Annotated in this window: 16 protein-coding genes; 5 read left to right on the top strand and 11 right to left on the bottom strand. The window is 59.8% G+C overall.

Annotated elements, in window-relative coordinates:
• Window positions 1-91: 91 nt before the first annotated feature.
• The 4 genes from DMY87_RS16605 to DMY87_RS16585 all read left to right on the top strand — a co-directional run bounded on the left by DMY87_RS16605 (window position 92) and on the right by DMY87_RS16585 (window position 4,562).
• Window positions 92-754 (top strand): response regulator transcription factor, encoded by a 663-nt coding sequence (locus DMY87_RS16605; RefSeq protein WP_110792759.1) that lies wholly within the window; start codon window positions 92-94, stop codon window positions 752-754.
• A complete protein-coding gene (locus tag DMY87_RS16600; protein ID WP_110792758.1) occupies window positions 751-2,121 on the top strand; it encodes a sensor histidine kinase in 1,371 nt (456 codons plus the stop codon). The genes DMY87_RS16605 and DMY87_RS16600 overlap by 4 nt, the downstream gene beginning before the upstream one ends.
• Before the next feature lie 364 nt (window positions 2,122-2,485).
• Window positions 2,486-3,055 (top strand): cytochrome b, encoded by a 570-nt coding sequence (locus tag DMY87_RS16595; RefSeq protein WP_110792757.1) that lies wholly within the window; start codon window positions 2,486-2,488, stop codon window positions 3,053-3,055.
• Between the two features lie 517 nt (window positions 3,056-3,572).
• Window positions 3,573-4,562: a LysR family transcriptional regulator gene (locus DMY87_RS16585; RefSeq protein ID WP_245408949.1), complete on the top strand. Its 990-nt coding sequence runs from the start codon at window positions 3,573-3,575 to the stop codon at window positions 4,560-4,562.
• Between the two features lie 22 nt (window positions 4,563-4,584).
• Here the strand turns inward: DMY87_RS16585 and DMY87_RS16580 are convergent, their stop codons facing one another.
• From DMY87_RS16580 to DMY87_RS16555, 6 genes are all read right to left on the bottom strand, one after another.
• Window positions 4,585-5,664: a serine hydrolase domain-containing protein gene (locus DMY87_RS16580; protein ID WP_110792754.1), complete on the bottom strand. Its 1,080-nt coding sequence runs from the start codon at window positions 5,662-5,664 to the stop codon at window positions 4,585-4,587.
• A 40-nt stretch (window positions 5,665-5,704) separates the two neighbouring features.
• On the bottom strand, window positions 5,705-6,694 hold the full coding sequence (locus tag DMY87_RS16575; protein WP_110792753.1) for an ABC transporter ATP-binding protein: 990 nt from the start codon (window positions 6,692-6,694) through the stop codon (window positions 5,705-5,707).
• Window positions 6,691-7,665 (bottom strand): ABC transporter ATP-binding protein, encoded by a 975-nt coding sequence (locus DMY87_RS16570; RefSeq protein ID WP_110792752.1) that lies wholly within the window; start codon window positions 7,663-7,665, stop codon window positions 6,691-6,693. Before DMY87_RS16570 ends, DMY87_RS16575 begins: the two co-directional genes overlap by 4 nt.
• Window positions 7,662-8,561 (bottom strand): ABC transporter permease, encoded by a 900-nt coding sequence (locus DMY87_RS16565; RefSeq protein ID WP_110792751.1) that lies wholly within the window; start codon window positions 8,559-8,561, stop codon window positions 7,662-7,664. Before DMY87_RS16565 ends, DMY87_RS16570 begins: the two co-directional genes overlap by 4 nt.
• A 1-nt stretch (window position 8,562) precedes the next feature.
• On the bottom strand, window positions 8,563-9,534 hold the full coding sequence (locus DMY87_RS16560) for an ABC transporter permease (protein ID WP_165826278.1): 972 nt from the start codon (window positions 9,532-9,534) through the stop codon (window positions 8,563-8,565).
• A 150-nt stretch (window positions 9,535-9,684) separates the two neighbouring features.
• A complete protein-coding gene (locus tag DMY87_RS16555) occupies window positions 9,685-11,238 on the bottom strand; it encodes an ABC transporter substrate-binding protein (protein WP_245408948.1) in 1,554 nt (517 codons plus the stop codon).
• Window positions 11,239-11,848: 610 nt separating this feature from the next.
• On the opposite strand from DMY87_RS16555, the gene DMY87_RS16550 reads away from it, so the two are divergent.
• Entirely contained in the window at window positions 11,849-12,298 is a 450-nt protein-coding gene (locus DMY87_RS16550) for a MarR family winged helix-turn-helix transcriptional regulator (protein ID WP_205908181.1), read from the top strand.
• Window positions 12,299-12,308: 10 nt separating this feature from the next.
• Here DMY87_RS16550 and DMY87_RS16545 read toward each other — a convergent pair whose 3' ends face one another.
• From DMY87_RS16545 to DMY87_RS16525, 5 genes are read right to left on the bottom strand one after another with little or no spacing between them, the layout of a single operon-like run.
• A complete protein-coding gene (locus DMY87_RS16545; RefSeq protein ID WP_205908180.1) occupies window positions 12,309-12,818 on the bottom strand; it encodes a flavin reductase family protein in 510 nt (169 codons plus the stop codon).
• A 26-nt stretch (window positions 12,819-12,844) separates the two neighbouring features.
• The gene (locus DMY87_RS16540) at window positions 12,845-13,813 is read right to left on the bottom strand and encodes a PDR/VanB family oxidoreductase (RefSeq protein WP_110792749.1); all 969 of its coding nucleotides are present in this window, start codon (window positions 13,811-13,813) and stop codon (window positions 12,845-12,847) included.
• Between the two features lie 8 nt (window positions 13,814-13,821).
• Window positions 13,822-14,583 (bottom strand): SDR family NAD(P)-dependent oxidoreductase, encoded by a 762-nt coding sequence (locus DMY87_RS16535; protein ID WP_110792748.1) that lies wholly within the window; start codon window positions 14,581-14,583, stop codon window positions 13,822-13,824.
• On the bottom strand, window positions 14,583-15,077 hold the full coding sequence (locus DMY87_RS16530) for an aromatic-ring-hydroxylating dioxygenase subunit beta (protein ID WP_110792747.1): 495 nt from the start codon (window positions 15,075-15,077) through the stop codon (window positions 14,583-14,585). The genes DMY87_RS16535 and DMY87_RS16530 overlap by 1 nt, the downstream gene beginning before the upstream one ends.
• Window positions 15,074-16,348, bottom strand: a complete 1,275-nt coding sequence (locus DMY87_RS16525; protein WP_110792746.1) for an aromatic ring-hydroxylating oxygenase subunit alpha — start codon at window positions 16,346-16,348, stop codon at window positions 15,074-15,076. The genes DMY87_RS16530 and DMY87_RS16525 overlap by 4 nt, the downstream gene beginning before the upstream one ends.
• Window positions 16,349-16,356 lie beyond the last annotated feature (8 nt).

Genomic DNA, 16,356 nt, shown 5'->3' with positions numbered 1-16,356 from the left:
GTACCACCACGGACCTGAACCTTGCGGTTCAGGTTGAGTTAAGCCTTGCTGACTTAAGAATGGGCGATCTCCAGACAGAAACGGACCCCAGATGCGCGTGCTTCTTGTCGAAGACGATACCGACCTATCCAAGCGAATTGCCGCAACCCTGCGGGCGGAGAGCTTTGTGGTCGATATCGCCCAGAATGGCGAGGATGCACAGCATGCCGGCCTGACCGAAATCTATGATGTTGCAGTTCTCGATCTGGGATTACCCAAAATCGATGGCGTTTCGGTTCTCAAAGCGTGGCGTGCGGCTGACCGAACCTTTCCGGTGCTGATCCTGACGGCGCGTGACGGTTGGCCTGACAAGGTCGAGAGTTTCAAGGCCGGGGCGGACGACTTTCTCACCAAGCCTTTCAAGGTCGAAGAACTGGTGCTGCGGCTTCGCGCACTCGTCCGGCGCTCGGCCGGCCACGCCAGTTCGAAGATCACGTGCGGGCCCGTGGCATTCGATGCTCAGCTCGGCACGTTCGAACTGAGCGGCTTGCCTTTGAAGCTCACGGCCCTCGAATGGCGGGTTCTGTCCTGCCTGATGCTGCGAAAGGACGTTGTCGTTGATCGGCGCGAGTTGATCGAGAGGGTCTATGAGGGCGATGCCGACGTTGATTCAAACTCGATCGAGGTCATTGTTGCCAGGCTGCGTCGCAAGATTGGGGCTGAGTTGATCGAGACGGTTCGCGGACGCGGTTACATGCTGACGGCCGCGTCATGAATAGTCTCGGCTTGTTCAAGAGACCGTCGATATCGAAGCGGCTGGTCGTATTTTCGCTCGTTTTCGTCACGGCGACCGTCATCTTTGCTTCGGTCATTCTCTATCTGATCGCCGCAGGCGTCGTTCGTGAGCAGATCGATCAGCGACTCGATACCCAGATCGAGGGTTTGCGAGGGAACCTTTTCGTAGACGCGGACGGAAAATTGGCTCTTAGAACCTCGTTAGACGGTCCGCCGTTCGACCGCACGGGCGCGGGGTGGTATTGGCAGGTCTCGAACGGCCAGATGCGGATCGCGTCAAGGTCACTTGCTGGTCAAACCATCGATAGCCCTCCTCGTCCGCTGGATTGGCGGCATATCTTGAGTGGGGCACCCCAGCCGACCGATCAGATGCGATTCCAGGGAGAAGAACTCTACCTGCGTGTTGCCTCGGCCGACATCGACGGTAAAACAGTTGAGATCTCAGTGACAGCGCCACGATCGGCACTGACTGCGCCCGCCAGGCGCGCGCTTTTGTGGTTGATCCCCGTGATGACGCTGCTGGGCACCGTCTTGGTGGCTGGAACCCTGCTACAGGTCCGCTTTGGTATACGCCCACTTCGACAGCTGACCTCCAGCATCTCGGATATCACGGCCGGTAATCTGCAGCGCCTACCAGAGATCGACGTCGAAGAGTTGAAGCCAGTGACGCAGGAAATCAACCGGCTGGTCGATCAGAACCTGAAACGGCTCGCCGACACGCGATTGCACTTTGCCAATCTTGCTCATGGCCTGAAGACGCCCGTCACAAGTCTTTCGCTCGCGCTTCATCCCGGAAACGACCCTGACGGCGAAATGCGCAACCTGGTCGACCGGATCGATCGCCGCATTCGCCATCATCTTGCCCGCGCCCGAAAAACCGCTGCAGGAGGAACGGGTCTGAGAACGGCGATCAAACCTCGGATCGACGATCTCCTGCTTGTCATGACGCGGATCTATTCCGATCGAGGCATTGCTGTTCATTGCGACATGGATCCAGAAATCTCCGTTTCATGCGCCGAAGAGGACGTTGATGAGATCCTTGGCAATCTGATCGACAATGCGTTCAAGTGGGCGACCGGTTTGATCACAATCTCGGCTAGAACGGAAGGCAGCACACTCGCGATCGTCGTCGAAGACGACGGTCCGGGCATCGCGCCGGCAACGATCTCAGACGCCTTCCTCCCGGGAAAGCGCCTGGACGAGACCGTTCCGGGTGACGGATTCGGATTGGCAATCGCCGGTGAGCTCACGCAGCTTTATGGCGGATCGATTCACCTTTCGAAAGCGGCGTCTGGCGGGCTTCGCTGCCTGGTTTCCTTGCCACGCGCGCTTCCGCCATCGATATGATCTACGCCCGTCCGCATCCGGATTTCTGGTGTCAGGATGGGCATGGCAAGCAAAATGAGCATCATGATCGCGGCAATAGGAGCCGGGTCGGCATGGTTGGAGTCTTCCAAGTGCTCCGACATGCAATCTGTTGATGCGGACAATCGCGGCTACGCAGATCATCGCTGAAAGCTCGGGTCATACCACCTTCGACCACATCACAAGTCGGAACGACCGACGTGCTCCGATTCTCAAATCCAGCCAAGCGATGGCGAGTACCAAAGCTTACTCTTCTCCACGCAATCTCCACATCGCCTCCGCTGAGCCGCAACATCCGACTGCAACCAGTCCATGGGAGACTAGCCAGACGAAACGTGGAGCCCACATGACAGAACAAATTCGGACGCCCCAGGGTGAAAAATATCCCGCTTTACTCCGTATCTTGCACTGGTTGAGGGCAGTTCTGATCCTGGGTTTGATCGCGTGCGGCTGGTATATGACCGGCCGTGCCGAGCACGACCCTGTCGCGGGCTTTCTGTACCCCGGCCACAAGCAGTTCGGCCTATTGGCCTGGCTTCTGGCGCTCGTACACTTGGTGCTCCGCTGGCGTCATCAAGCGACGTTACCGACCACGCCCGCAGCGCTTAAGCCCTTGGAAAAATTGCTTTCCCATGGGATTCATCGGCTGATCATCGCCCTGACGCTGCTGACCCCGATGCTGGGCTACGCCATGTCGAGCAGTCTCACCGATGGCGATGGCGTTCCGTTCTTCTTTCTCTCACACGTACCGGAGATCCTGCCAAAGAACGATGAGGCATTTGCCGCTTTCCAGATGCTACACCGATATTCCGCCTATATCCTGCTGTTGTGCATTGCCCTTCATATTGCGGGAACCGTGAAGCATCGATTGCAGGATAGGAACGGCGAGACCGACGTTCTTCCACGGATGCTTTGAACGCCCAGCGGGATGCTGGATGCGGCAGCGCGGTGGCGAACAAGGCCTTCAGGCTTGCAGCGACCAGGCCGGCGATAAAATTCCAGTCGTCGGCCACATCGTGGGGCATGTCGAATGCCCACACCCCATGACGGCCCGCCAGCACTTTCGCCGCCGCAGTGTTGTCAATCCAGTCCGGGCGCTGTGCGAAAGTTGCTGGTCAGGTGGCTTTTGAGGCAATGGGCTTCCTTGCCATCAGCGATAAACACGTTTGCGCAGCAAGCGCATGCTCCTCGGCACCGAGCGCCATGTCCGGCTGATCGGTACAATCGAAGCCCCGCCCGCGCAGGACGAGAGCTTTTCCATGGCCGTTGCTGCCGGGGCGGTCGTCGCTGCGCGGACGTACCGAAAGCGCCCGGTTGTTGTGCGAGAAGGCCGTTGCTCGCTCGGCAGCGTTTGGGGACAGTCGGCCGTGGCATAGCTTGTCTCTGGCCGACCGGTTTTCCGTTTTTCGCCTGCCGGTAATTATGCCATCGTAATGGCGGCACTCTCCAAAAATGCAGACAGGAATTCTATGCAGCGGTTTCAATTGGGCTCGATCGACCTCAACCTACTCAAAGTCATTTATGCTCTGGTCGTCAAAGGCAACATGACGGCCGCCGGTCAATACATCGGCCTTTCCCAGCCAGCGATGAGCCATGCCTTGAAACGCGTCCGCGCCATAACCGGCGACGACCTGTTCAAGAAGACATCCGGCGGCTTCGTGATGACCCGCTATTGCACCGAAATATTTCCGGCGGTGAGGCGCATCATCGAGGATGTGGAATCGGTGATGCTGTCGAGGCAAAGCTTCGAGCCCGCGACCTCCCACCGTACATTCAGGATCGGCATGAACGACTACTTCTCCGTCGTACTCATGCCGCGCCTCGTCGAGCGGGTTCGCTCTGCCGCTGAACACTGTGTTCTGGAAGTCATTCACATGCCGCGGACGGGCATTGCCAACAATCGGTCGTTCCTGACCGTCGTGCAGGAACAGCTCGATGAGGGTACGATTGATGTTGCCGTCATGACAGCCGACAATTTTCCCGCGCGCTATCGTTGCACGTCGCTGTTTACCGAGCGGAGAGTGTGCATTATGTCCGCCCAGAACCCTGCGGCAGCGCAGCCGCTGACGCTGGACGCACTGCTTGCTTTGGGCCATGTGAAGGTGACCTCGGCCCCCAGCCGTCGTGGATGGATCGATGAGCGCCTCGACACGATGGGGCTTGCGCGCCGGGTTGTGGCTGTGGTGCCCCATTTCTCCGCAGCGGTCGCAATCGTCGCGCGCAGCGATCTTATCGCGATCATGCCGGAGAGCGTGGCGAAGCTCTTCGAACATTCTCACGAACTCTTGCTGCTGGATTCGCCCTTCGCCGAGCAAAAGCAATCCACCAGCATGATCTGGCTTGCCGAAAACGAGCGCGATCCGGCAAGCCTGTGGCTGCGCGAGCAGATTTCCGCCTGCTTCACACAAGATCTGCCCCAGTAGACCGGTCCGTGACCCGCCAGCGCTAGCGCTTGCCGAGTTTCGCCGCGATAAACTCATCGGCGACGCTCAAGAACGCTTCCATAGTCACTGCGGGAAGCTCTTCCTTGAAACTTCCGTCATTGCGAGCAATTGCCAGATCGTCAGGAATGGCGCGTCTGTTGACGAACACCATGTCCAGGGCGGGCATGCCCAGAATGAACTGGCCGAAATGGCCCGCAGCGACAAAAGCGCCTTCCCATTCCGGCGTCTTTTCGGTCACCACAGGGATCCACCAGAGGTAGCTGTAGCCGGCAACACGGGATTTTTCGCTCTCGTTCATCCGGTCCGCCGGAACATGGATGCGTGTACTTTCCGCCACCCAGTCGGCCGGCACGATCTGATTGTCGCGCCAGCGACCGTTGCGCACCATTGCAAGGCCCAGCCGCGCCATGTCCCTGCCGGAGAGAAAAAAGTGGTAGGCGAGATAGCGCGAGGCGCCCTCATAGCCCATCATCCTCTGGCGCGAGGGGTCGAAATCCTGCAGGCCCATCGGACCCGCGAAGTCCTCTTCAAACGCCTTGAAGACGCTCCGACCCGTCAGCTGCTCGAATGCGGCGCCGAGAACATTGAAATCCCAGTTGTTGTAATGGAAATAGCTACCGGGCTTCTTCGAGCCGCGCTCGGGAATGTTCTTCGTGTTGCTGCCCGGGCTGCCCGGCTGATGATAGACACCTGAACTGCTGACAAGGAGATCACGCAGCGTCGCGGTCTTTTCGATCGGAAGAAGGCCGTGGTCCTCATCGATCTTCAAATCCGCCATCGTCAGATCGAGATCGATCTTGCCTTCGGCAACTGCCTTACCAAAAAGCATAGAGAGAATGCTTTTGCGCGTGGAGGCGAGATAGCTTACCTCGGAGACGTCGCCGTAGGTATAAAGAGCCCGCCCACCCGCGACCGCCATGAATGATGTGGTCGGCATGCCCTCAAGCATGGTGTCCACCTTTGCGCGGACATCGGCCGAAAAATCATGCTCCTCAGGAGCATCGACACGCACCCACTCCTTGGCGGGGAAGTCGTCACGGTTCAATCGGAGCTGGCGTTCCAGAGGTGCCGAAACAGGCATGATGTATCCTTCAACTTAGAGGTAGTCGATTGAGAGAGGGTCAATCGTTGAGATGGCATGCGCTTTTGTGCCCGGAGCCGACGGCCCGCAGTTCAGGTCTTTCGACACGGCAGCGCGCCATCGCCATCGGGCAGCGGGGATGAAAATGACATCCCGGCGGCGGCGAAATCGGACTTGGAATTTCACCTTCGATCGCGGAAAACTGTCGCTGAACGGGGTCGAGACTGGGCCGTTCGTCAAGGAGCGCGCGCGTATAAGGGTGGTTCGGATGCGAAAACAGTTCCGCGACCGATGCCTCCTCCACCACGCGGCCCAGATACATGACGACCACGCGGTCCGAAATATGCTCCACGACGGAGAGGTCGTGGCTGATGAAGAGATAGGTGAGATCGAGCTGCTCCCTGAGGTCGAGAAACAGGTTCAGGATCTGTGCCTGTATGGAGACGTCGAGCGCTGCAACGGACTCGTCACAGATCAGCATGTCGGGCTGAACGGCCAATGCGCGTGCGATCCCGATCCGCTGGCGCTGTCCGCCGCTAAACTGATGCGGAAAACGACTGGCAAGGATCGGGTCGAGCCCCGCGCGCGCCATCTGCCGGCTGACATAGTCATCCAGTTCGCGCCCGGTGGTCATGCCGTGATGAAGAGGAGCGGCGCCGATAATCTCGCGCACCCGCTGACGCGGGTTAAGCGACGACGACGGATCCTGAAAGATCATCTGGACCTTCAGCCGCGCCTCCTCAGCTTCTTCACCCGACATTTCTGCCAGCTGCTTGCCCCGAAACAGCACCGAGCCTTCGGACGCCTGCAGAAGACCCGCCACCACACGGCCGAGGGTCGACTTTCCACACCCCGATTCACCGACAATTCCGACGACTTCGCCTTGCGCCACGGTAATGCTGACATCATCCAGCGCGCGAACGACCGGGTTGGGGGATTTCAGTCCCATCATCTCCGCACCGCGCTCCAGCACACCGGCCTTGCGGGTGAAGCGCTTGCTCACATTGCGCACTTCCAATCGATTGCTCATGATGGCGCTCCTGTCGTGACAGGGTGAAAACAGCGAAGCAGACGCCCATCCAAAGGCTCAAGCGGCGGAGGGTTGAGGCAGATTTCCGTGGCTGACAAACAACGCGGGTGGAAGGCGCAGCCTTTCGGCATGTTTGCAACAGAAGGTGTGGTGCCGGATATCTGCTTCAGCCTCACGCCGCGCTGGTTGTTCGCAGGAAGGCTGGCGATCAGGCCGTTCGTATAGGGATGAAGGGGCCGCTTCAGCACATCCGCTGTCGTGCCCTGCTCCACAATGCGTCCCGCATACATGACCGATAGCTTTTCGGCCAAGCCGGCAACCACCGAAAGATCGTGTGTCACCCAGATCAGGGCCGTACCCTTTTCTCGCGCAAGCCTTTGAACAACGGAGAGAATTTGTGCCTGGATAGTGACGTCAAGCGCGGTCGTCGGCTCGTCGGCAATGATGAGATCAGGCGACATGAGAAGCGCGATGGCGATTGCCACTCTCTGCCGCATGCCCCCTGAGAACTGGTGCGGATAGGCGCTGAGGCGTTCTTCGGGGCTGGGAATGCCGACCATGCCCAAGGCATCGCGTGAGCGCTCCCATGCAATCTTCTTGCTGACGGACTCGTGTGCGTGCACGGCCTCCATCATCTGCGTATCCACCCGCAACACCGGGTTGAGCGTCGACATCGGATCCTGGAAGATCATTGCGATACGGTTGCCGCGAATGGCGCGCAGGTCCTTTTGCGAGCATGTGCGCAGATCCTGCCCTTTGAACAGGATCTGCCCACCGGTGACCTGCACCGGCTTATCGAGCAGGCCCATGATGGAGAGACCGGTTACCGATTTGCCGGAACCGGATTCGCCAACGAGACCCATGACCTCGCCTGCCGCCAGGTTCAGATTGATGTCTTCGACGAGCGTGACGTTGCCGTGCTCGGTCACCACCTCGGTTTTCAAGCCTTTGATTTCAAGCATGGGTGTCATCTCTGGGCTGCCTTTGGGTCCAGCAATTGGCGCAGGCGATCACCAACGAGGTTGATGGCAAAGATCGTCACCAGGAGCGCGATACCCGGGAAAAGCGCGATCCAGTACGTGCCCGACAACATGAACTCGTAGCCGCTGGCGATCAGAAGCCCGAGCGATGGCTCCGTCACCGGAACGCCAAGGCCGAGAAAGCTCAGCGTCGCCTCGAGCGTGATCGCGCGCGCGACCTGCATCGTCAGCAGCACGACCAGCGGCGACAGACAGTTCGGCAGCAACTGGCGAAACAGGATGTTGCGATGCGGGAGGCGAAGGGAGCGTGCTGCTTCGATGTATTCCCTGCGAAGTTCGGTCAAGGCGGCACCACGGGCCGTGCGCGCATAGGTCGCCCATTCGACCAGAACGATTGCAAAGACGACATTGCCGACGCTCTTGCCGAGAAGCGCAAGGATCAACAGCGCTGACAGGATCGTCGGAAAGGACAACTGGAGATCGACGAGCCGCATCATCGCGTTCTCGATGCGCCCACCCAGATATGCCGCCGTGAGGCCGAATGCGGTCCCAAGGACGAATGCAAGCGCAGCAGACCCCAGCCCGACGATCAAACTGATACGCAGCCCGTAGAGGATGGCCGACAGCATGTCTCTTCCCTGGTCGTCTGACCCGAACAGGAAGGTAAAGCCCGTCGCCGATTCCGTGCCCGGCGCCATCCGCCCATCCATGATGTCCAACTGCATCAGATCATAAGGGTTCTGCGGCGATAGATACGGCGCGAACACGGCCAGTAGGACAATGAGGGTGATCAGGACCAGCCCGAGAACAGCAAGGGGCGAGCGTGAAAACTGCCGCGTAAATTGCAGGCCGGTCCGAAATTTCGAATAAGTTACAGCGGCTTGCACGTCATTCTCCCTGAAGCCGGATGCGCGGATCGAGCAGCCTGTACGTAACATCCACGACAAGGTTTATAATGACGAACATGATCACCACGAGCATCAGGTAGGCGACGATCACGGGACGATCGAGCGCGGCAATACTGTCGATGATGATTTTGCCGACACCCGGCCATGCGAAGATGGTTTCCGTCACCACGGAAAACGCGATCGTCTGACCAATATCCAGGCCGACCACGGTGACGACCGGGATCATCACATTCTTCAGCACATGGACGCCGAGAATACGCTGCGGCGACAGACCCTTTGCGCGGGCAAATCGCACGTATTCGCTCGACATGGCCTCGCGAACACCGGCTTCGGTGAGACGGGTCACCATTGAAATGTTGAAGAGGGAAAGACTGATCGCCGGCAAAAGCATGTGGCGAAGCCCATCCAGCGTCACGAAAGACCAGGGTATCCCGAACAGGGTTTCCGTTGCGCCACGCCCGGAGCTTGGGAGCCAGCCAAGCTGGACACTGAACATCATGATGAGCAGGATCGCGATCCAGAAAATCGGAAGACTGAAGCCTAAGATCGAGCCGATCATGACGACGCGCGCAAAGACGCTCTGGGGTTGCCATCCTGCCGCCAGTCCCAGCGGCACCCCGATGACCAGCGAGAGCAAAACGGCAGCGATAGCCAGTTCCAGCGTGGCCGGCAGCCGGGACAGGATCAGTGCAACCGCCGGCTCTTTGTAGACATAGCTGACGCCGAGATTGCCTTGCAGCAGCCCCTTCAGAAACATCAGGAACTGTTCGTAGACCGGCCGGTCAAGACCCAGATCCGCGATCAGTCTCAGGCGGTCGTCATGGGTTGCTTCAGGCGGCAGCAGCGTTTCGATGGGACTGCCGATCAAATGAAGACCGACGAATACAATCAGGGCCATTGCCAAAGCGATGACGATCGCTTGCAACAGACGCTGGACGATCCATAGGGTCATGGTACTCTCTTGTGGTGGGTAGAATGCTTACCAGCCGGCTTCACGCATGGCCACGCAAGGTCCGCCAGACGAAGCTCAGTGGGATAGCGCCATTGCCCAGACGCGCGCGACAAGAGCAACTGGACGATCCGCCAGTTGCTCCTCCTGCGTTTACTCCGCGATGTCCTTGGCGAGTGTACGCTCGTCGATGCGCGGCGCGTAAGTAAGGCCCTTGCGCATGACCCAGGCATTGCTCTGCTGGTAGAGGGGAATGATGGCTCCATCGGCCACAGCCACCTTCACGGCCTCGACGAGGGCTCCCTCCCGGGCCTTCTCGTCATAAATCATCATCGCCTTCGACACGAGATCATCCAGCGCCGGATTGGAATAGCCGCTGTCATTGGACGCGCCCAGTCCGCGCTTGGGATCGACGGTTCCCAGCACGTTGACCAGCATGGAACTGGCGTCGTAGGTCGCGTTGCCGAGGCCCAGCAGCTTCATGGCAAATTCCGACTTGCGGGACGAAAAGGTCGTCCACGGAAGAGCCTCGACATCTGTCTTCACGCCAATTCGCGTCCACATCTGCGCGACGGCCTGCACTACGGCGGGGGCATTCGGATACCGGTCGCTCGGCACGTGAATTGTCAGTTGGAAACCGCTCGGAAAGCCGGCATCGGCCAGCAACTTCTTTGCGGCAGCAGGATCGGCCTTCGGCACCTGAATGTCGGGCGTATAGGAGAACGCGCCTTCCGGCAGCCATTGGCCGGACGCCGTAGCGGTACCGCCCATGATCTTATCGACGATGCCCTCCCGGTTGATCGCCTTCGAAAGGGCGTTGCGCACGCGCGGATCGGCGAGCGGGTTGGTCTCCAGCGATTCGCCATTCGGCCCCTTCACGTTCGCCTTCCACGCATCGCCGGATGTCGCTGGCGCCAGATAGATGACCCGCAGGCCCGGAGTGCTGACGAAGGAGAGATTGGCCGTGGTCTTGAAGCGCGTGATGTCAGTCGCCGCAGGCGCGTCGATGACGTCGACATCTCCCGCCAAAGCGGCGGTCGTCCGGGCACTGGCGCTCGAGATCATACGGTAGGTCGCACGATCCCAAGCAACTTTCTTGCCCCACCAATCGGCGTTGCGCTCCAGCCCGACTTCAATGCCCTGCTTGAATGTGGAGAAGCGGAACGCGCCGGTGCCGATCGCCGCCTTGCCGGAATTGTAGTCGGCGGTATCGGCGCCCTCGCCCGCATGACGGGATACGATGGCAATGTTTGCGAGTTCGCCGGGAAGCGTCGGAGCAGGCGCCTTGGTGTTGATGACGACGGCATTGTCGCCATCTGCCTCGACGGTTTCGATATTGCGCATGAAGCCGCCGAAGCCGCCTGGGCTATTCGGTACGTTCCCCGCCCGGCTCAACGTGAAGACGACGTCGTCTGATGTGAACGGCTTGCCATCGTGCCAGCGCACACCTTCGCGCAGGGTGAAGCGCCACTTCGTTTCCGTCACCGACTCCCACTTCGTCGCGAGCCCTTCTACCAACTGGCCGTCGGCGGTGCGCTCGGTCAGCCTGTCGAAGATCTGCATCGCGATCGAATTGTTCGGCGACGCATTGTAGAAATGCGGATCGATGGAGGTGACTGTGCCAGCAAGGCCAATCGTCAGGTCCTTGGCAAGGACGGGGTAGGCGACAAGGTTGGCGAGGCCGGCCGCAATGATCACGCGCTTCATCATGTGTCTTCAGTTCCCTGTTTCTATGATGACGAAAAACGTCATCTCGCTTGTTTTCCGCGATTATCAACCGCCCCCAGAATTTAGCAAATGAATGTTTTTAGCGTGAGTTATTCACCAGACGAATGAAGCCATAACAGGAGGGACGTGCCGGATCTGCGGGACAAGCCAATCATGCGTGTCATGGCAAAGCGCGAAGGGCGATTGGTCCCCGTAGAGTGTTTCACCGAAGTTTCGCGCCTCGGTTCTGATCGTCTCAAGCAGCCTTACCCTTGATCGAACGCCGGTCAACGAAACGGGGAAACATCTGGCTCAACGTATTGGCCTCGTCGTTCAGCACGGTCGAAGACAACTGATAGCCTCGTCCCACCCCGAAAGGTCGCTGGTTTCCAAGGCTCGGGACAGCATATCCCGTACGGTGCGAACTCCCCACCGGAATTGGCACCGGTCGCTATGCTCCGCTCGTACTTCTCTCCATCGAAGCTGTTGCCCTCTTCCAAAAGCCATGAGCCGAAGACCCGTTGACGAGCAGCGAGCCACTGGAATAAAGTTAAATTTACCGTGAAGATGATGACAATTTGGGCCTTGGGCCAAAAATGGAGAGGTTTCCTTGAGCGCCAAGAGTGCGACACCACACGCGAAAAGAACCTGGCCATTTTACTGGATCAGTCGCGTCGATCAGCGTTATGTGCAGGTGCTCGAAAAGCGGTTGAAGCCGATGGGTATGGATGCCCCGCGCTGGCGTGTCCTGATGTCGCTGCACGAGGACACCTACCTGTCGATCTCCGAAATTGCAGAATTTTCCGCAATGCGGCTCAATACGACCACGAAAGTGGTACAGCGTCTGATAGCGGACGGGTTCGTCACGACCCGCGTGCGACCGACGGATGCGCGGGCCACGGAAGTGAGCCTGACGGCCGAGGGCGAACGCATGGGTGCTCTGGCGCTCGCCGAAGTTCGCGACATCTTCGAACTCGCATTCCGCTCGGTCAGCAACGAAGAAATGGACGTGCTGAACACCATTCTGGAAAAAGTGTTCAGCCAGTTGAAACGCATGTAGCCCAAACACTTCAGCGGGCCACGTGTGCCTCCAGGTGGTGGAAGTGACGACCGAACCAGATCAGGCCCTGTGGCTGATCCGAGTGCAGCTTTACAGCGTCCACTTCACAGGTGAGCACCGAATGGGACCCGACTGAGCGCACATCGACAATGCGGCAGTCGAAGACGACCTCGGCATCGTCGAGCACCGGGGCCCCGGTCGCAAGCGTGACCCAGTCAGCGCCTTCAAAGCGATCCCCGATATCCTTGCTGGCGAAGCGGCGCGACAGATCCTGATGCCGGCCGCCGAGCACGTTGACGGCCAGGACAGCGTTTTCCACGAAGAGATCGTGACAGCGAATGCCCCGATTGACACAGACGATCAGCGTCGGAGGGCTGTCGGTCACGGACACGACGGCGGAGGCCGTCATGCCCTGGCGGCCAGCCGGGCCGTCCGATGTCAGAAGGGTTACCGCGGCTCCGAGGCGGCTCATGCCTTCGCGGAAGGTCAAGGCGGCTTCAGTCGGCTGAGCTATTGTCATTCTCTCCTCCTTGGCGCGTCGGCGCCTCAAATATCCAGGACCAGTTTCGAGCTGCAGGACCGCGAACAGCAGGCGCAGATCATTGTGCCCTCCTCCCGTTCGTCGTCGGTCAGGAACTTGTCGCGATGGTCGGGCGTCCCCTCCAGGACGTCGGTCACGCAGGTGCCGCAGACCCCCTCCTCGCACTTGACCTCAACCTTGACACCGGCCCGGGCGAGGGCCTTGGCAATGGTATCAGCGGGGCCGATCGTCACCGTGATGCCGGAGCGGCGCGCCTCCACTTCGAAGCTCTGGCCGGTTGTGTCGACATCGGCGCTGAAATACTCGCGGTGAATATTTGCAGACGCATGCCCGGCCGCCTCTGCACCGGAAATGACCCAGTCCATGAAACCTTGCGGCCCGCAGACATAAAGGTGCGTATCGGCCGCCGGAGCGGGTAGATCACGGGTCAGATCCAGCTTTTGCTCGACGGCCTGATCGTCAAAGTGGAAGACGACCTTATCCTTCCAGGGCGCGTGCGCGATGATCTGGCAAAACGCCGTGACGGCATGGGAACGCGTGCAGTAGTGCAGCACGAAATCCCGACCGAGCGCATGCAGCCGACGCGCCATGGCAAGCATCGGCGTTATCCCAATTCCCCCACCGAACAGGACGGTCTTTTGCGCGGTCTCGGCGAGCGGAAAATGGTTCCGCGGACCGTCGACCTCGAAAGTCACGCCCGGCAGAGCAAGCTTGTGAACGGCAGCAGAGCCGCCGCGTGTCTTCGGATCGAGCAACACGCCGATCTCGTAGAACCCCGTATCCGCCGGATCCGAACACAGTGAATACTGGCGCCACAGGTCGACTTTGCCGTCATTGAGCCGCAGGTCGAGATGCGCACCCGCCTCGAATTTCGGCAGAGGTGCACCGTCCGGGCGCGCAAGCCGCAAGCGCAGGATATTGCCGGGCTCTTCCAGCCGTTCGGCAATTTTCAGGGTCAAGCCTTTCGAAGTCATGTCTCACCTCACCGCATGTAAATGCCGCCATTGACGTCCCAGCAGGCGCCATTGACGAAGTCGGCCGTCGGGCCGGCCAGAAGAGCAACGAGTTCGGCCACGAAGACGGGATCTCCGAGCCTGCCGACCGGAATATTGGCGAGCGCGCCCGCCATCTTTTCAGGTGTGATCACCGAGCGGACCATGGGTGTATCCATCGGCCCCGGAGCAATCGCATTGCAGGTCACGCCGAACGGCGCGAGATCGCGGGCGAAAATCTTGGTCAGCGTCAGGATGGCGCCCTTGGAGGCGGCGTAATGCGCACCGGTTGCCGTGCCGCCATTCTGTCCCGCAAGCGAGGCCAGATTGACGATGCGACCAAAGCCGCGATCCTTGAAATGGCGACCGAAGATCTGACTGCCGGCGAAAGTGCCGCCGGCATTCGTGGCCAGCACCGCGTTGAAGTCTGCCGGATCGATGTCGAGCAGCGGCTTGACCGCCGTGCGGGCAGCATTGTTGACCAGCACCTCGACCGAGCCCCAGCGCTCGACACACCGATCGAGCACCGCCTGGAAGTCCTCGGGCTTCGACACATCGAGCGTCGCGGTCACGGCCGTTTCGCCGGCGAGGTCGAGTTCGGAGGCAAGGCTTGCCCCCGCCTCCGCGTCCATATCGGTAATGACGACGCGAAAGCCTGCGCGGTGCAGCGCACGGGCAATCTCGGCACCGAGACCGCGAGCGGCACCCGTGACGACCGCTGTCTGGATCTTTTCAGGAAGCGGCGCCGCCATCAGAACAAATAGCTGAACGAGTTCAGCATCCCATCCGAGTTGAGTAGACGCACCACCTTGTTGCGGATCTTGAAACCTTCGCCAGAGGCGACCAGCACATGGCGAACATTGGCGGCCCAGATGCGCTGACGGCCGAACTTGTCTTCGACCACCTGCTCGGCGCTTGATACCGTGACCGTGTCGCCCTCGACGGCGTCGATGACGAAACGCGACACGGTACGGACGGTGCGTGCCGGCGGCGCCGACGAAATCGAGAAGCCCTGCTGGAAGCGCTGGATACGGTCCCGTCGCATCCGGTCGTTGTCATGGCAAAGGTTCAACTGATTGTCGAAATCATCACCCTCGCCGATCGGCAGCGTGTAGAAGCCTTCCGGAATCCAGAGCGCGAGCCAGGCGTCATAGTCCTTGCCATCCAGCAGCGCCGCCTCGGCCCAAAGGAAGGCACTGACCTTTTGCAGCAGCGCCAGATCCGTGGTTTTGACCATCATGTTCATACCGACATCATCCTCTTCCACATGTGATAGGCGGCACGCATACCCGTTTCGGCACTGATGTGGCCGCGCGGGCCGCGCTCGCCGGGTTGCTCATCGACAAGGCCGCGGTTCACGAGAATGGGCAAATCTTCGCCCCCCTTCGTGCCGCGCTGAACGCGCTCCCAAACTTCCGCATCGTCGGGCGAGCCAAAGCCCATGGGGCCCTGGAAGTGCTCGTGCAGGCGAAGTCTGGCGCGATTGGCTGCCGCCGGGCCGCCATCCATGCCGAGCGCGATATGACGGATGTCGGTACGCTCGACGTTTATGGGCGTCAGTACACGGAAGAATGCCAGCGACAGGGAGACATTTGGGAACAGATTGAGATTGAAGCCCGCGCCGCCGACAGCCCGCACGATCTTCAACACCTGGTCTTCCGGGTATCCATATTCGCGCAGTTCATGCACGAGCGGCATGAAACGCTCCTCGATCGGATCGTCAAGATGCTCATCGAGGTCGATGCGCTCGGGGATCATCACCATCACGGAATGGCCGTTGCCAAGATCCTCGACATAGCCCTTGCCGGTGTCGAGAAACTTGAAGGCTTCCTCCGCATCGCCGTCGAGCGACTGCATGAAGCTCTTGTGCACGACCGGGAAATGATAGGCGTCGGTGGTGTTCTCGAGCTGGATCTTCCAGTTCATCGGCACCGTGAACTGGTGTTCGCCAAGCACCTTGACCGGGAAACCGCCGCCCTGCTTCATGAACAGATCGATGTAGCGACACACGCCCGGACCGAGGAAGTCGACCAGAGGCTCGATCTCGTCGTTGAAGGTGGCGAAGATCATGCCGTTGTAGCTTTCGGTGCGCAGCGTCTTCAGGCCATGGGCGCCCTTGTCGAAATCCGCACCATACTGCTCGGGATAAGGCAGACCGCGCAGCGACCCGTCCAGGCCGTAACCCCAGCCGTGATAGGGGCACTGGAAGGACGAGGTCTTGCCCTTCTTCACCTCGCAGACAGTCGCGGCACGATGGCGGCACCGGTTGACGAGGACATTGACCTCGCCCTTGCGGTCACGCACCACGATGACCGGCTCCAGCCCGACATTTGACAGTTTGAACGACCCCTTGTCGGCGAGTTCGCTGTCATGGGCGACCCAGACCCAGGTGCGCTTGAAGATGCGCTCCATTTCTTCCTTGAAGAGGTCGGTATCCTCGTACATCGCGGTCGCGACTTTCGCCTCGGGTGAGTAAAGGGCGTCGAGATCGCTCAATTTTTCTGCTGCGTCCAACATGACAGCTC

The organism is Peteryoungia wuzhouensis (genome assembly GCF_003205195.1).
Taxonomy (GTDB): domain Bacteria; phylum Pseudomonadota; class Alphaproteobacteria; order Rhizobiales; family Rhizobiaceae; genus Allorhizobium; species Allorhizobium wuzhouense.
The sequence above is the reverse complement of the archived record's forward strand: the minus strand, read 5'-3'. Positions and strand labels throughout refer to the sequence as shown.

Coding starts and splice junctions, on each gene's coding strand:
- DMY87_RS16605 (WP_110792759.1), top strand. CDS start 92: ATGCGCGTGCTTCTTGTCGAAGACGATACCGACCTATCCAAGCGAATT.
- DMY87_RS16600 (WP_110792758.1), top strand. CDS start 751: ATGAATAGTCTCGGCTTGTTCAAGAGACCGTCGATATCGAAGCGGCTG.
- DMY87_RS16595 (WP_110792757.1), top strand. CDS start 2,486: ATGACAGAACAAATTCGGACGCCCCAGGGTGAAAAATATCCCGCTTTA.
- DMY87_RS16585 (WP_245408949.1), top strand. CDS start 3,573: ATGGCGGCACTCTCCAAAAATGCAGACAGGAATTCTATGCAGCGGTTT.
- DMY87_RS16580 (WP_110792754.1), bottom strand. CDS start 5,664: ATGCCTGTTTCGGCACCTCTGGAACGCCAGCTCCGATTGAACCGTGAC.
- DMY87_RS16575 (WP_110792753.1), bottom strand. CDS start 6,694: ATGAGCAATCGATTGGAAGTGCGCAATGTGAGCAAGCGCTTCACCCGC.
- DMY87_RS16570 (WP_110792752.1), bottom strand. CDS start 7,665: ATGACACCCATGCTTGAAATCAAAGGCTTGAAAACCGAGGTGGTGACC.
- DMY87_RS16560 (WP_165826278.1), bottom strand. CDS start 9,534: ATGACCCTATGGATCGTCCAGCGTCTGTTGCAAGCGATCGTCATCGCT.
- DMY87_RS16555 (WP_245408948.1), bottom strand. CDS start 11,238: ATGAAGCGCGTGATCATTGCGGCCGGCCTCGCCAACCTTGTCGCCTAC.
- DMY87_RS16545 (WP_205908180.1), bottom strand. CDS start 12,818: ATGACAATAGCTCAGCCGACTGAAGCCGCCTTGACCTTCCGCGAAGGC.
- DMY87_RS16540 (WP_110792749.1), bottom strand. CDS start 13,813: ATGACTTCGAAAGGCTTGACCCTGAAAATTGCCGAACGGCTGGAAGAG.
- DMY87_RS16535 (WP_110792748.1), bottom strand. CDS start 14,583: ATGGCGGCGCCGCTTCCTGAAAAGATCCAGACAGCGGTCGTCACGGGT.
- DMY87_RS16530 (WP_110792747.1), bottom strand. CDS start 15,077: ATGAACATGATGGTCAAAACCACGGATCTGGCGCTGCTGCAAAAGGTC.
- DMY87_RS16525 (WP_110792746.1), bottom strand. CDS start 16,348: ATGTTGGACGCAGCAGAAAAATTGAGCGATCTCGACGCCCTTTACTCA.